Source organism: Bacillus sp. A260, assembly GCF_009861435.1.
GTDB classification, from domain to species: Bacteria; Bacillota; Bacilli; order Bacillales; family Bacillaceae_G; genus Bacillus_A; species Bacillus_A cereus.
The window spans coordinates 3,852,778-3,866,677 of record NZ_CP046398.1 but is presented as its reverse complement, the minus strand read 5'-3'; the positions used below and the strand labels follow the sequence as shown (position 1 = coordinate 3,866,677).

The following is a 13,900-nucleotide window of genomic DNA, read 5'->3' as shown; positions in this document are numbered from 1 at the left end:
AATATATGTGGACGGTTTTTTATATGTGTATAGTAAAGATAAATTTTTTAGCGAATACGTTGTTCAGTTTGGTTATCAAAGAAATGCGCTTTATTCATATCAAATGCTAATTTAATTTGGTCACCAGGTGAAAACGTATGTCTTGCATCTACACGTGCCGCAAAATCTTGATTCCCAAGTTTCATATATAAAATGGATTCAGCACCTAATAACTCAGCGACTTCAATTTTTGTTGTGAAGGCAGTAGATTGTGAAGCTTCTAAAAATAGTAGTTCATCATGAATGTCCTCTGGACGAATACCTAAAACAATTTCCTTATTTACATAGCCTTGTTCACGTAGCATCTTCATTTTTCCTTCAGATACTTTAATTTTTATAGTATTGTCTATAACGAAATCGGTTTCAGTCAATTTACCACGGAAGAAGTTCATAGCTGGTGAGCCGATAAATCCACCCACGAAGATGTTTTCTGGTGTTTCATATACTTCTTTTGGAGTTCCAATTTGTTGGATTTTTCCATCCTTCATAACGACAAGACGCGAAGCCATAGTCATTGCTTCTGTTTGATCATGTGTTACATAAATTGTTGTTGTTCCAAGACGATGATGTAGCTTAGAAATTTCTGAGCGCATTGCAACACGGAGTTTAGCATCTAAGTTTGATAATGGTTCATCCATTAAGAAAACTTTTGCATCTCGAACGATTGCTCTACCTAACGCAACACGTTGGCGCTGTCCACCTGATAATGCTTTCGGTTTTCTATCTAAATATTGTTCAAGTCCTAAAATTTTTGCTGCATCTTTCACACGACGATCGATTTCATCTTTTGGTATTTTTCGAAGTTTTAATCCAAATGCCATATTATCATATACACTCATATGTGGATAAAGAGCGTAGTTTTGGAATACCATAGCGATATCTCGATCTTTTGGAGGAACATCATTCATTAGTTTACCATCAATTGAAAACTCGCCTTTTGAAATATCTTCAAGTCCAGCTACCATTCGTAATGTTGTAGATTTTCCGCATCCAGAAGGACCGACAAATACAATAAATTCTTTATCTTGAATGTGTAAATTAAAATCAGTTACAGCTGTTACGTTATTATCATATATTTTATAAATGTTTTCTAATTTAAGTTCTGCCATGGTATTTCCCCCTAGAAATAATTATGCAAACGTTTTCTTTGAGTTCATTATAAACGAATAGATTCAAAAAATAAATAAAAAAATAAAACGTTTTCATTTATTGGAGATTTATTAGTGGTTTTCATATGTTTTCTTAGAAAAAGAACAATAAAAATTGTAAGCGCTATTTTAAATTGAGATAGAATCTGTTATCATTCATTAATGAAAACGTTTGCGCCTTAAAAAAGAGAAAAATGAATGATGAATGAAATGGGGTAGCATAATGGAAAAACAATGGTGGAAAGAAAGTGTAGTATATCAAATTTATCCTCGTAGCTTTATGGATAGTAATGGTGATGGTATAGGAGATCTTCAAGGGATTATTTCAAAGCTAGATTACTTAAAAGAGTTAGGGATTGATGTGATTTGGTTATCACCAGTCTATGAATCTCCAAATGATGATAATGGTTATGATATAAGCGATTATTGTAAAATTATGAACGAGTTCGGAACAATGGAAGATTGGGATGAGCTATTACATGAAATGCATGAACGTAATATGAAATTGATGATGGATTTAGTTGTTAATCATACATCTGATGAACATAATTGGTTTATTGAATCACGTAAATCAAAAGATAATAAATATAGAGATTACTATATATGGCGCCCTGGAAAAGAAGGAAAAGAACCGAACAACTGGGGAGCTGCTTTTAGTGGATCTGCATGGCAGTATGATGAAATGACAGATGAATATTATTTACATCTGTTTTCTAAAAAACAGCCAGATTTAAATTGGGATAATGAAAAGGTAAGACAAGATGTTTATGAAATGATGAAGTTTTGGTTAGAAAAAGGAATTGATGGTTTCCGTATGGATGTTATTAATTTTATTTCTAAAGAAGAGGGATTACCAGCTGTTGAAACAGAAGAAGAGGGGTATGTTTCAGGTCATAAGCATTTTATGAACGGTCCAAACATTCATAAATATTTACATGAAATGAATGAGGAAGTATTATCGCATTATGATATTATGACGGTTGGTGAAATGCCTGGTGTAACGACAGAAGAAGCGAAATTGTATACTGGAGAAGAACGAAAAGAATTGCAAATGGTATTCCAATTTGAACATATGGATTTAGATTCAGGAGAAGGTGGAAAGTGGGATGTAAAACCATGCTCACTTCTTACTTTAAAAGAGAATTTAACAAAGTGGCAAAAAGCATTAGAGCATACCGGATGGAATAGCCTTTATTGGAATAATCATGATCAGCCTCGCGTTGTATCTCGTTTTGGTAATGATGGAATGTATCGCATTGAATCAGCAAAAATGTTAGCGACAGTTCTTCATATGATGAAAGGAACGCCATATATTTATCAAGGAGAGGAAATCGGAATGACGAACGTCCGATTTGAGTCAATTGATGAATATCGAGATATTGAAACGTTAAATATGTATAAAGAAAAAGTGATAGACCATGGTGAAGATATAGAAAAAGTAATGGAATCTATTTATATAAAGGGTCGTGATAATGCTAGAACTCCGATGCAGTGGAATGATCAGAATCACGCTGGATTTACAAAAGGTGAACCTTGGATTACTGTAAATCCTAACTATAAAGAGATTAATGTGAAACAAGCAATCCAAGATGAAGGTTCAATTTTTTATTACTATAAGAAATTAATTGAACTACGCAAAAATAATGAAATAGTTGTGTATGGATCATATGATTTAATATTAAATAATGACCCTTCTATTTTTGCTTATGTAAGAACATATGGAGATGAAAAACTACTTGTCATTGCAAACTTTACTGCGGATGAAAGTGTATTTGAAATGCCTAAGGATATTAGTTATAGTGAATCAGAGTTATTTATACACAATTACGATGTAGAAATCGGATCAATAGATAACATTCCATTACGTCCGTATGAAGCGATAGTGTTCAAATTGAAATAAGAAAAAGCCTTATGCCACTTCAAACTTGGCATAAGGCTTTTTTGGATTACCATTTTAATATGGAGAATCCATATGGAGGAAGTGTAACTTGTAATACACTTGCTTCTGCTGAAAATTCTTCGTTTGTATAAATGTTAATTATTTTCTTACCAGTAACATGAAGAGGGAGTGAAACTGTAACTTCACTATTAGTAGGGTTTAAAACGAAAAAGATAGTTTCATCCTCATATGTTTTCGTATAAGAAATATAATTATGTTCATCATTTGCTTCGATGAATTGAAAAGTACCATGTCCTCCAAATGCTTTATGTTGTTTCCGTAATAAAATCAATGTTTGTATATGGGTAAATAATGCATGATCTTGTTCTTTAGTATCCCAAATCATACATTTACGGCAATCAGGGTCCATGCCGCCATCCATACCAATTTCATCTCCGTAATAAATACAAGGAGAGCCGATGAAAGAAAGATGGAATACATAGAGCAATTTCAACTTATTTTTATCTCCGTTGCATGTTGTTAAAATTCTTGGAGTATCATGGCTATCTAATAAATGAAATGCTGCTTCATTTACATTCATAGAGTAGGAATGTAGAGATTCTGTAATTTGCTTCATGAATTCACTTGCTTTAATGGAATCGTTAGCAAAGTAAGAAAGTAGAGCGTTTGTAACAGGATAGCTCATGACAGCATCAAATTGATCGCCTTGTAGCCACGGAAGGGCATCGTGCCAAATTTCTCCCAAAATATATACTTCAGGATTTAGTGTCTTTATTTCAGTTCGGAATTCTCTCCAAAAGTTGTGATCGACTTCATTGGCGACATCAAGGCGCCAGCCATCTATATTGAATTCTCGTACCCAATAACGTCCTACTTCAAGTAAGTATTCTTTTACATCTGGATGAGCTGTATTTAATTTAGGCATATACGGTGTAAAGGCGAAAGTATCATAATTTGGAAGTGGTTCGGTTATAATCGGAAATTCATGAATGTGGAACCACTCTTTATATACGGACTTCTCACCATTCTCTAGTACGTCTTGAAATTTCTCGAAAAAGTATCCACTATGATTAAACACAGCATCGAGCATTACTTTTATACCGTGCTTATGACATTCTTCAACGAGCTCTTTAAAAGTTTCTTTCGTCCCAAATTGTGGGTCAATTTCCATATAGTCAATTGTGTCATATTTATGGTTTGAATGAGCTTTGAAAATAGGTGTGAAATATATTCCGGAAATGCCAAGCTTAACAAGGTAATCAAGGTTTTGAATAACACCAGAAAAATCTCCGCCGAAAAAATTAGTTGGAGTTGGATTCGCACTTCCCCAAGGAAGGGTGTTTTCTGGATTCAGCGTACTATCGCCATTAGCGAATCGCTCAGGGAAAATCTGATACCAAATGGTGTCTTTAATCCAAGATGGTGCTTTGAATACATCATCTGCATGAATAAATGGAAAACAGAAAAAGTTACCAACATCATCATTTGGAATGCTAGAAAAGAATCCTCGCTCTGCATAAATAAGAGTGTCTGTTTCAGATTTTAATTCAAACCCATAACGTAAGCGCTTAAATTTTGGTTCGATTGAAATGGACCAATAATCAAATAATGCAGTAGAACCCGTTTTTTTCATGGGTGTACTTGCTGATATCCATTTCCCGTCTTTCCATTCGTAAGGATCACCGTAAATAAGATCGGCGCTTTGAATATCATCTCTCTTAGTACGTACTCGGATGTGAATTGTTTGTTCATCATAAGCGTATGCATAATTATCTTTCGGCCTATGATAAATAGCTTCTTTAAACATATAGAAAATCCCCCTTCAATATCTCTATACATAGTATTCCCTTAAGTGTAATAATAAAGCCTATATTGCAAACGATTGCCTTTTTCGTAGCTTTAATATTGCTTATAAGAGTAGTATTCATTTCATATAAAGTCAATGTATAAAGAGTATAATGACATAATTTTTAAATTAATATTTGCAAAATGAATAAAAGAATGTATAATGATAGACAAATAGCGCAAACGTTTTCATAGATTGAGATATTGTTTGCGCTTCAATTAAACTATTAAATGCAAACGTTTTCAGTTACTGAGGTACATAGACAATTTAGGGAGGTTTTTGGGATGAAGAAAGCATTATCATTATTAACGGTCTCAGCATTATCTATTGGTATGTTATCTGCATGTGGACCGAAAGATTCAGGGAAAAAAGAGGAAAGTAAAGCGAAAAAAGACTATGATCTTCTTGTTTGGGAAGATGATAAAAAAGGTGTTGGTTTAGAACCAGCAGTGAAAAGCTTTGAGGAAAAATATAAAGTAAAAGTAAAAGTTGTTGAAATGCAAATGACAGATCAAGTGAAGAAGTTACGCCTTGATGGACCAGCGGGGACTGGACCAGATGTTGTAACATTGCCACACGATCAAATCGGAAATGCAGTAACAGAAGGTTTACTTTCTGAAGTGAAAGCAGATGATGCTGTAAAGAGTAAATTTACTAATTCATCAATAGAAGCACAGACATATAATGGAAAATTATATGGTTTACCAAAAGCAATTGAGACACCAGTCTTTATTTACAATAAAAAACTAATGCCAAAAGCGCCAGAAACGATGGACGAGCTGTTTAACTTCTCAAAAGAATTTACGAAAGATGGCAAGTACGGATTTTTAGCATTAGGAGATAACTTCTACTTTGCTAATGCATTCATGGCAGGTATGGGCGGTTATGTATTTGGTGAAAAAGATGGAAAGCCAAATGCAAGTGATGTTGGATTAAATAATAGCGGAGCAGTACAAGGTGCTGAATATCTTCAAAAATGGTACAAGGAAAAATTATTCCCAAAAGGTATTATCGGTGAATCAGGTGGGCCTGCTGCTGATGGACTATTCAATGAAGGAAAAGCAGCTTCTATCATGAATGGCCCATGGGCGTTCCAAGCAATGGAAAAGAACGGGATTGATTATGGCGTTGCTCCAATGCCGAAATTACCAAATGGTCAACCAATGAAAACGTTTGTTGGGGTTAAAGGATGGCATGTAACAAGTTTCTCTAAACAAAATGATTTAGCTACAAAATTCACTGAGTGGGTAACAAATGAAGAAAACGCAAAAATTCGATTTGAGAAAACAAAAGAAATTCCTCCAGTAAAATCAGTAATGGAAGATCCAATTATTAAAGATAACGAAGCTGCAAAAGCAGTTGCAACGCAATCTGAAAATGGAATTCCAATGCCAAACATTCCAGAAATGCAAGAAGTTTGGAAACCAGCTGGAGATGCGCTTCAATTAGTTGTTACAGATAAAGAGGCACCAAAAGCGGCGCTTGATAGTGCAGTGAAACAAATTAAAGGTAATATTGAGGCAAATCATAACAAGAAAAAATAAGGTGAAATTCGTGCCTCGAATATGAGAGGCACGAATTCTCTCCCTTCCATGTAGGAAGAAAAAAGGGGGAAGGAACATGCAAACATCTATGGAACCAGCAAATGGGTTAAACCATTCAAAGCATAGAAAAATGGCAACCATGTTATCAATCATTCCAGGCGTGGGCCAAATGTATAATAAACAATTTGTAAAAGGTCTTATTTTTCTAGTATTAACAGGTTCATTTATTGTAGCCTTTGCTGATTTATTAAATATGGGATTATGGGGTATTGTAACGCTTGGTACAGAAGTTCCACGTGACCATTCTGTCTTTCTATTAGTAGAAGGAATCTTGGCCCTTATCGTTATCGCTTTTGGGCTCGGCATATATGCATTTAACTTATACGATGCATACCAAAATGGAAAGAAACGTGATATCGGAACACCGTTAAATTCTGTAAAAGAGCAATACCGTAATTTGTTAGATCAAGGTTTTCCTTATTTAATGGTTTCACCAGGTTTTCTACTACTTATCTTTGTTGTCGTATTTCCAATCATCTTCGTAATTTTAATTGGATTTACAAACTATGATTTATATCATTCTCCTCCAGCAAAATTAGTAGATTGGGTGGGCTTTAAAAACTTTATTGATATTTTCACTTTACCGATGTGGAGAGAGACATTTGTAAGTGTATTCTCTTGGACTGTCATTTGGACATTCGTTGCAACAACATTACAAGTTGCGCTTGGTATTTTCTTAGCGATTATCGTAAATCAGCCCGGTATTAAAGGAAAGGCAATTATTCGAACAATCTTCATTTTACCGTGGGCGGTTCCAGCATTCGTATCTATTCTTGTTTTCTCTGGTATGTTTAATGAAACATTCGGAGCGATTAACAATCAAGTATTAGCTTTATTCGGAATTGAAAAAATTGCTTGGATGACAGATCCATTTTGGGCGAAGATTGCTTTAATTATGATTCAAACGTGGCTTGGGTTCCCGTTTATCTTTGCGATGACAACGGGTATACTGCAATCGATTCCGGGAGAATTATATGAAGCGGCTACAGTAGATGGAGCGACAGCTTGGCAACAGTTTCGTAAAATTACATTGCCACTTGTGTTATATGCAACAGCACCAATATTAATTACGCAATATACGTTTAACTTTAATAACTTTAGTATCATCTATCTATTTAACGGTGGAGGTCCTGCTGTAGCTGGACAAGACGCAGGTGGAACGGATATTTTAATTTCATGGATTTATAAGTTAACGATGACTTCAGCGCAGTACGGAAAAGCAGCAGCTCTTACAATGATATTATCGTTAATCGTTATTACAGTTGCGTTATGGCAATTTAAGAGAACAAAATCATTCCAAGAAGAGGATATGATGTAAATGAATATTAAAAGACAGAAGATGTTACGTCTCTCATTAAGTTATTTAGTTATTTTCGTAATGTGTGCCATCATTTTCTATCCGTTATTATGGATTATTGGCTCATCGTTTAATCCGGGTGATAGTTTATCTGGATCAAGTATTATTCCACAAAATGCAACGTTAGATCATTATCGTAAGTTATTAGATCTAGAGAATAGTAATTACTTACTATGGTATAAAAACACATTAAAAGTAAGTGTTTTAACGATGATTTTCTCAGTGTTAGCAATTAGCTTTACTGCTTATGCATTTTCGAGATATCGTTTTGTTGGAAGAAAAAATGGTTTATTAACATTTTTAATTCTGCAAATGATTCCAAACTTTGCAGCGTTAATTGCTTTATACGTATTAGCTCAATTAACAGGATTAATTGATACACACCTTGCATTAATTTTAATTTATGTAGGCGGGGCTATTCCGATGAATACATGGCTTATGAAAGGGTATTTTGATACGATTCCGAAAGAACTAGATGAATCAGCTCGAATGGATGGAGCAGGGCATTTTCGTATTTTTTGGCAAATCATTATGCCACTTGCAAAGCCAATCGTAGCGGTTGTAGCGTTATTTACTTTCATTGGTCCATTTACAGATTTCATTTTAGCGAGTATTATTTTGCGAACACCAGAAAATTATACTTTAGCAGTTGGATTATATGAAATGGTTGCGAAGAAATTCGGTAATGAATTTACAACGTTTGCAGCGGGTTCTGTGTTAATTGCGATCCCAATTTCAATTTTATTCCTATCACTACAAAAATACTTTATTTCTGGTTTAACAGCTGGAGGTACAAAAGGATGAAAAATGGGACATTACGTCCCATTTTTCTTTTCATCTCCCTATAAATAAGTTTATAGGGAGATGAAAAGAGATTTGACATCACATGTGAAAAGAAGTGAAATAAATAGTATATTATAGTATAGGAAAAAATAGCTATATCCCTTACAATACATGAAGAGGGAGAATAGGATTAGTTTTGCAAGATATAAGAAATGAAAGTTTATGACTTGCAATGAGTGCGAGATAAAATATATGAAAAATGGCAGAGAAATGAGAGGAGGGGGATTTTTATGACAGTTACAATTAAAGATGTGGCGAAGCAAGCGAATGTTGCACCATCAACAGTTTCTCGTGTAATTGCTGATAATCCAAGTATAAGTGAAAAGACAAAGCGCCGTGTTAGGAAAGTGATGAGTGAATTAGGGTATCATCCCAATTTAAATGCGAGAAATCTTGCGAACCAAACGACGAAAACACTTGGTCTTGTTATGCCAAGTTCTGCAAGTAAAGCTTTTCAAAATCCATTTTTCCCAGAAGTTATAAGAGGGATTAGTTCATTTGCACACGTAGAAGGTTATGCGCTTTACATGTCGACAGGTGAAACGGAAGAAGAAATTTTTAATGGTGTCGTAAAGATGGTACAAGGACGCCAAATTGGTGGCATTATTCTTTTATATTCAAGGGAGAATGATCGGATTATTCAATATTTACATGAACAAAATTTCCCGTTTGTTTTAATAGGAAAACCATATGATCGAAAAGATGAAATTACATATGTAGATAATGACAATTATACAGCTGCAAGAGAAGTGGCAGAATATTTAATTTCATTAGGGCATAAACAAATCGCGTTCATTGGTGGTGGATCAGATTTACTTGTAACGAGAGATCGTTTAGCTGGTATGAGTGATGCCTTGAAATTAGCAGACATTGTATTACCAAAAGAATATATTTTACATTTTGATTTTTCGAGGGAAAGTGGTCAACAAGCTGTTGAGGAATTAATGGGACTGCAGCAACCGCCAACGGCAATTATGGCAACGGATGACTTAATTGGACTTGGTGTGTTAAGTGCTCTTTCTAAAAAAGGATTTGTTGTACCGAAAGATGTTTCTATTGTAAGCTTTAATAATGCTTTATTATCGGAAATTGCGAGCCCTCCACTTTCGACAGTTGATGTGAATATTTATCAGCTAGGATATGAGGCGGCAAAAGCTTTAGTTGATAAAGTAGAGAATGCAGAATCCACTGCAAAGTGTATCATTATTCCTCATAAATTACTAAAACGTCAAACTTGTGATCATTATGCATAAAAAAGCTAAGAGTTTAACTCTTAGCTTTTTTCATTAGAAAGGCTTCTAATCGGTCGCAGCCTTCTTTTAAAGTTTCGATACTATACGCATAGGACAAGCGAAGGTAGCCTTCACCGTATTCAGAGAATGCTGTCCCAGGAACTACAGCTAGTCCCGCTTCTTTGACAAGATCAAGTGCAAAATCAAATGATGAAGATGTCAAATGACCAACATATGGGAATAAGTAAAATGCACCTGTTGGCTTTTCAACTGTTAATCCCATTTGAGTGAGTCTATTATATACGTAATCACGGCGTTTTTTATATTGGTGGCGCATCATTTTTGGTGCGTCTTTAGCTGCTGTTAATGCTTCAATTGCAGCGTATTGAGCGATTGAAGTAGCACACGTTACATTGTATTGATGAACTTTTAATATGTGTCCTGCTAAATAGCTTGGTGCAAATAAAAGTCCAACACGCCAGCCAGTCATAGAATGTGATTTAGATAAACCGTTAATGACAATTGTCTTTTCACGCATTTCTGGGAAATGAGCGATAGATGTATGCTTTTGTTCATATACAAGCTCGCTATAAATTTCATCTGAAAGGACGAAAATATTTTTATCTTTTAAAACATCTACAATATCTTTTAGCTCTTCTGTTGATAAAGTTACACCAGTTGGATTAGAAGGATACGGTAGTACGATACATCTTGTTTTTTCTGTAATAGCATTTTTAAGCGCTTCAGCTGTTAAACGAAATCCAGTTTCACGAACATCTACAAAAACAGGCGTTGCACCGCATAATCGAATAATGGGTTCGTACCCTGGATAAATAGGAGCAGGTAAAATTACTTCTGTTCCTGGCTCTAAAATCGTTCGGAATGCAACATCAATTGCTTCGCTAGCACCGATTGTAACGATGGTTTCGTTTTCAGGTGAGTAATGTAAATCGTAGTTATCTTTTACAAAGTTACAAGCTGCCTTACGTAATTCTAGTAAACCAGCGTTATGTGTATAGCTTGTATAGTTTTCTGTAATCGCCCGTTTTGCCGCTTCTTTTACGAGAGAAGGTGTAGGGAAATCGGGTTGTCCAATTGTTAAAGAAATCAAATTATCGTAGTTTTGAATCATGTTAGAGAATTGACGGATTCCAGAAATTTGGATGTCCTTCACTCTAGGGTTAATGAATTGTTCCATTGTATCTCCCTTTCTTCCGTTTGAAAATTAAGTTCATTTTATCATATTTTCTATGATTACGCTTTGTATATGTTATTTAGAAAGAGAGAGAAAAGAGAAAAAAAGCCGCTATAAGCGACTTTTTAATATCCGTATTCCCAATCTATTTCATCTTCATTCCAGAGTACAGAGGATACCTTGCCAAGGTGAACGACTGATTGGTTCACAGCACATGTGCAGTTTTCATCTCCCGCTTTATGCTGTAACTCTTCATATACTGATTTTTCAACATTTTCTAGAACAACCAAATTTTCTTCTTTTAAAACAAGCGTAGTACCCGCCATATTTATCTTCCTCCTACTAAAGTAATGATCACTTATTTGTAAACATAGATAGTATGGATTATATGCTGTATTTTGCTATAGTTGTCCGTCTAAAAAAGTATTTTTATATTTTCTTTGTAATCCGTATTCATTGTATACTGCACGAAGGAAATTTGGTACAGGGTTTACAATCATTTCGAAAATCTGTAACAATTATTATGAGTTGTTAACAAAGAATTAACAAATATGTTAAGAAAAATCAAAATTTTAAAACAAATACACCTATAAAATGATATAATCATATCAAAATACATATAGGGGATGAGAGGTTATGGAGCTTATCCGTGATTTATTGATTCAAATTGCCATCATAATTTTGCCACTATTTTTATATGAAGCGATTCGTTTAAATCGCTATCAAGAAATGCCTCCGAAGCCAAATCGTTACTTTATTATGTTTTTATCTAGCGTTACGCTCGTTCTCTCCATGACATACTCTATTTGTTTTGGCAATGTGTGTGGGTATAACTTTCACCCCATTCCAATTGTCAGTGGTTTTTTATATGGTGGGATTGTTGGTTTAATCCCAGCGGTTATTTTTGTTGCATATGAATGGTTACTAAAGGGAATGAGCTTTCTTCCAGTTTTAGAAGTAATATTTTTATTGATAGTTCCGCTATTTTTATCAAAGAAATGGTCTCTTTTTTCAAGGGATAAGAAATTAATTTTAGCATTTATGATTTCATCATTTTATGTGCTTGTTTCTTTAGTATTAGGCATGATTAATGTTCTTTTGGAAACAGGATTTACACCGTATATTTCGCAAATATATAGCGGATTTATATTTGCCTCGCTTATCATGGTCATGACAATGGTATTTCAGGTGTATTTAACTGAATATTTAAATGAAAATGCATTGCTACGTACAGAGATGCAAAAATCAGAAAAGCTTAATATTGTAAGTGAGTTAGCAGCAAGTGTGGCACATGAAGTTCGAAATCCACTAACTGTTGTTCGTGGATTTATCCAATTGCTAGAAAGTACGGAAGATGTGAAGAATAAGGATTATATGCGTCTCGTATTAGCTGAATTGGATCGGGCGGAACAAATTATTTCAGATTACTTAAATTTAGCAAGGCCGCAAATTGAGAAAAAAGAACACATTTGTTTATCAGCCCAATTAATAGAAATGACCACTCTCATGTCGTCATTTGCAGCGATGCAAGGTGTATATTTACAAGTTGAAATTTCAGAAAGTCTTTATACGATTGGTGATAAGACAAAATTGAAGCAAGCTATTATGAATGTTGTTAAAAATGGTATTGAAGCAATTCAAGGAAATAAAGGATATTTAAAAGTAACAGCTATTCAAAAAGACGAAACAATCATAATAAGAGTTAAAGATAGTGGTGTTGGTATGACGAATGAACAGTTAGCAAGGCTTGGGCAACCATATTATTCTTTAAAAGAAAAAGGGACAGGATTAGGACTTATGGTAACATTTAGTATTTTACAAGCGCATAATGGTACATTGGAATATAAGAGTGAAAGTGGAAAAGGCACTGAAGCAATTATTATATTACCAGCTGTACAAAATAAGGAATAAAAGTTACCGATGAAAGGTAACTTTTTATTTTATATTGTTTATTCATTTGTTTTTTCTTGTTTTGCTCGGCTAAATAAACTTTTAAATGATTGAAAGAAGCTTTGCTCTTTTGAGGCAGCAACCATTCTTTTTGTTTCTTGAATTTCTCGAATAACTTGCATAAGCTGTGCATCACGGTTACTGTCTTTATTATAAATTTGACTAACAAGTTTATTCATTTTTTCTTCCTGTTTGGATTCTCGTTTATACATATGATTCATTAATAAGTCCATCTTTTCTTTTTGCAGTGCATCTGTTTGAGCGGCGTGATCGACTAACTCTTGAAGCATTTTTTCTTGAGAGCCTTCTTTTACATAAACTTGTTGCATCAATTCGTCTAGTTTCTCATCCTTTAAACGATTTTGTGTAATTAAAGTAGAATTTTGATGAATAATTGCCTCATTTAATTGAGCTAGCATTTCAAGTTTTAACATGAACTCCTCAAAGTTACGCCCATCTTCTTTTTCTTTCGTTTGTATCTCTTGCTTATCTTGTATAACTGGTACAGGTGGGGCCTCTTTTTCTTTTAAAATAATCGGTATCGTTTCTGAAATATCTTCTTGTAATGTAGCAGCTCTTTCGTGTATAGATTTCAATAATTTTAAATCATCAAGTTTATAAATACGAGCATCAGCTGTTTTGGAAATCATATAACCATGTTCTTCTAACAGTTGACTATATTTGCGAACTATATGTTTTGGGATGCCTGTTTTATTCGTGACATCTTTCGTTTTATAGGTAGCTTCCATCATATTTCCTCCCCAAAAAGTATCGTATATATCATTT

The 13,900-nt window shown here is 34.3% G+C and carries 11 protein-coding genes; 6 read left to right on the top strand and 5 right to left on the bottom strand.

Translation table 11 applies throughout. The features are described from left to right. Nucleotides 1-47: 47 nt before the first annotated feature. Nucleotides 48-1,148 (bottom strand): ABC transporter ATP-binding protein, encoded by a 1,101-nt coding sequence (locus GD442_RS19345; RefSeq protein ID WP_000818931.1) that lies wholly within the window; start codon nt 1,146-1,148, stop codon nt 48-50. Nucleotides 1,149-1,410: 262 nt separating this feature from the next. On the opposite strand from GD442_RS19345, the gene malL reads away from it, so the two are divergent. Beyond that, nucleotides 1,411-3,087 carry an oligo-1,6-glucosidase gene (gene malL, locus GD442_RS19340; protein ID WP_000415177.1) on the top strand — a complete coding sequence of 559 codons (1,677 nt, stop codon included), beginning with the start codon at nt 1,411-1,413 and terminating at the stop codon, nt 3,085-3,087. A 46-nt stretch (nt 3,088-3,133) separates the two neighbouring features. Here the strand turns inward: malL and GD442_RS19335 are convergent, their stop codons facing one another. Continuing rightward, nucleotides 3,134-4,894 carry an alpha-glycosidase gene (locus tag GD442_RS19335; RefSeq protein WP_000471783.1) on the bottom strand — a complete coding sequence of 587 codons (1,761 nt, stop codon included), beginning with the start codon at nt 4,892-4,894 and terminating at the stop codon, nt 3,134-3,136. 323 nt (nt 4,895-5,217) lie between these two features. Between GD442_RS19335 and GD442_RS19330 the strand changes: the two genes are divergently transcribed. The 4 genes from GD442_RS19330 to malR all read left to right on the top strand — a co-directional run bounded on the left by GD442_RS19330 (nt 5,218) and on the right by malR (nt 9,990). Beyond that, nucleotides 5,218-6,477: an extracellular solute-binding protein gene (locus tag GD442_RS19330; protein WP_000709923.1), complete on the top strand. Its 1,260-nt coding sequence runs from the start codon at nt 5,218-5,220 to the stop codon at nt 6,475-6,477. Between the two features lie 76 nt (nt 6,478-6,553). Beyond that, a complete protein-coding gene (gene malC, locus GD442_RS19325) occupies nt 6,554-7,855 on the top strand; it encodes a maltosaccharide ABC transporter permease MalC (protein ID WP_001194993.1) in 1,302 nt (433 codons plus the stop codon). After that, the gene (malD, locus tag GD442_RS19320; RefSeq protein WP_001022608.1) at nt 7,856-8,698 is read left to right on the top strand and encodes a maltosaccharide ABC transporter permease MalD; all 843 of its coding nucleotides are present in this window, start codon (nt 7,856-7,858) and stop codon (nt 8,696-8,698) included. It abuts the gene before it with no gap. 269 nt (nt 8,699-8,967) lie between these two features. Continuing rightward, complete coding sequence (malR, locus tag GD442_RS19315) at nt 8,968-9,990, top strand: maltose operon transcriptional repressor MalR (RefSeq protein ID WP_000219053.1); 1,023 nt, start codon at nt 8,968-8,970, stop codon at nt 9,988-9,990. A gap of 13 nt (nt 9,991-10,003) precedes the next feature. Here malR and GD442_RS19310 read toward each other — a convergent pair whose 3' ends face one another. Then, entirely contained in the window at nt 10,004-11,167 is a 1,164-nt protein-coding gene (locus GD442_RS19310) for an aminotransferase A (RefSeq protein ID WP_000434582.1), read from the bottom strand. A 122-nt stretch (nt 11,168-11,289) separates the two neighbouring features. Then, entirely contained in the window at nt 11,290-11,490 is a 201-nt protein-coding gene (locus GD442_RS19305) for a hypothetical protein (protein ID WP_000929278.1), read from the bottom strand. Between the two features lie 310 nt (nt 11,491-11,800). On the opposite strand from GD442_RS19305, the gene kinB reads away from it, so the two are divergent. Beyond that, nucleotides 11,801-13,075 (top strand): sporulation sensor histidine kinase KinB, encoded by a 1,275-nt coding sequence (gene kinB, locus GD442_RS19300; RefSeq protein WP_000420370.1) that lies wholly within the window; start codon nt 11,801-11,803, stop codon nt 13,073-13,075. 38 nt (nt 13,076-13,113) lie between these two features. Here kinB and GD442_RS19295 read toward each other — a convergent pair whose 3' ends face one another. Further along, the gene (locus tag GD442_RS19295; RefSeq protein WP_000388471.1) at nt 13,114-13,863 is read right to left on the bottom strand and encodes a DUF3967 domain-containing protein; all 750 of its coding nucleotides are present in this window, start codon (nt 13,861-13,863) and stop codon (nt 13,114-13,116) included. Nucleotides 13,864-13,900: the final 37 nt, after the last annotated feature.

What these genes read in the sequence shown, in the direction of transcription:
- GD442_RS19345 (WP_000818931.1), bottom strand. Translation starts at nt 1,148, where the DNA reads ATGGCAGAACTTAAATTAGAAAACATTTATAAAATATATGATAATAAC.
- malL (WP_000415177.1), top strand. Translation starts at nt 1,411, where the DNA reads ATGGAAAAACAATGGTGGAAAGAAAGTGTAGTATATCAAATTTATCCT.
- GD442_RS19335 (WP_000471783.1), bottom strand. Translation starts at nt 4,894, where the DNA reads ATGTTTAAAGAAGCTATTTATCATAGGCCGAAAGATAATTATGCATAC.
- GD442_RS19330 (WP_000709923.1), top strand. Translation starts at nt 5,218, where the DNA reads ATGAAGAAAGCATTATCATTATTAACGGTCTCAGCATTATCTATTGGT.
- malC (WP_001194993.1), top strand. Translation starts at nt 6,554, where the DNA reads ATGCAAACATCTATGGAACCAGCAAATGGGTTAAACCATTCAAAGCAT.
- malD (WP_001022608.1), top strand. Translation starts at nt 7,856, where the DNA reads ATGAATATTAAAAGACAGAAGATGTTACGTCTCTCATTAAGTTATTTA.
- malR (WP_000219053.1), top strand. Translation starts at nt 8,968, where the DNA reads ATGACAGTTACAATTAAAGATGTGGCGAAGCAAGCGAATGTTGCACCA.
- GD442_RS19310 (WP_000434582.1), bottom strand. Translation starts at nt 11,167, where the DNA reads ATGGAACAATTCATTAACCCTAGAGTGAAGGACATCCAAATTTCTGGA.
- GD442_RS19305 (WP_000929278.1), bottom strand. Translation starts at nt 11,490, where the DNA reads ATGGCGGGTACTACGCTTGTTTTAAAAGAAGAAAATTTGGTTGTTCTA.
- kinB (WP_000420370.1), top strand. Translation starts at nt 11,801, where the DNA reads ATGGAGCTTATCCGTGATTTATTGATTCAAATTGCCATCATAATTTTG.
- GD442_RS19295 (WP_000388471.1), bottom strand. Translation starts at nt 13,863, where the DNA reads ATGGAAGCTACCTATAAAACGAAAGATGTCACGAATAAAACAGGCATC.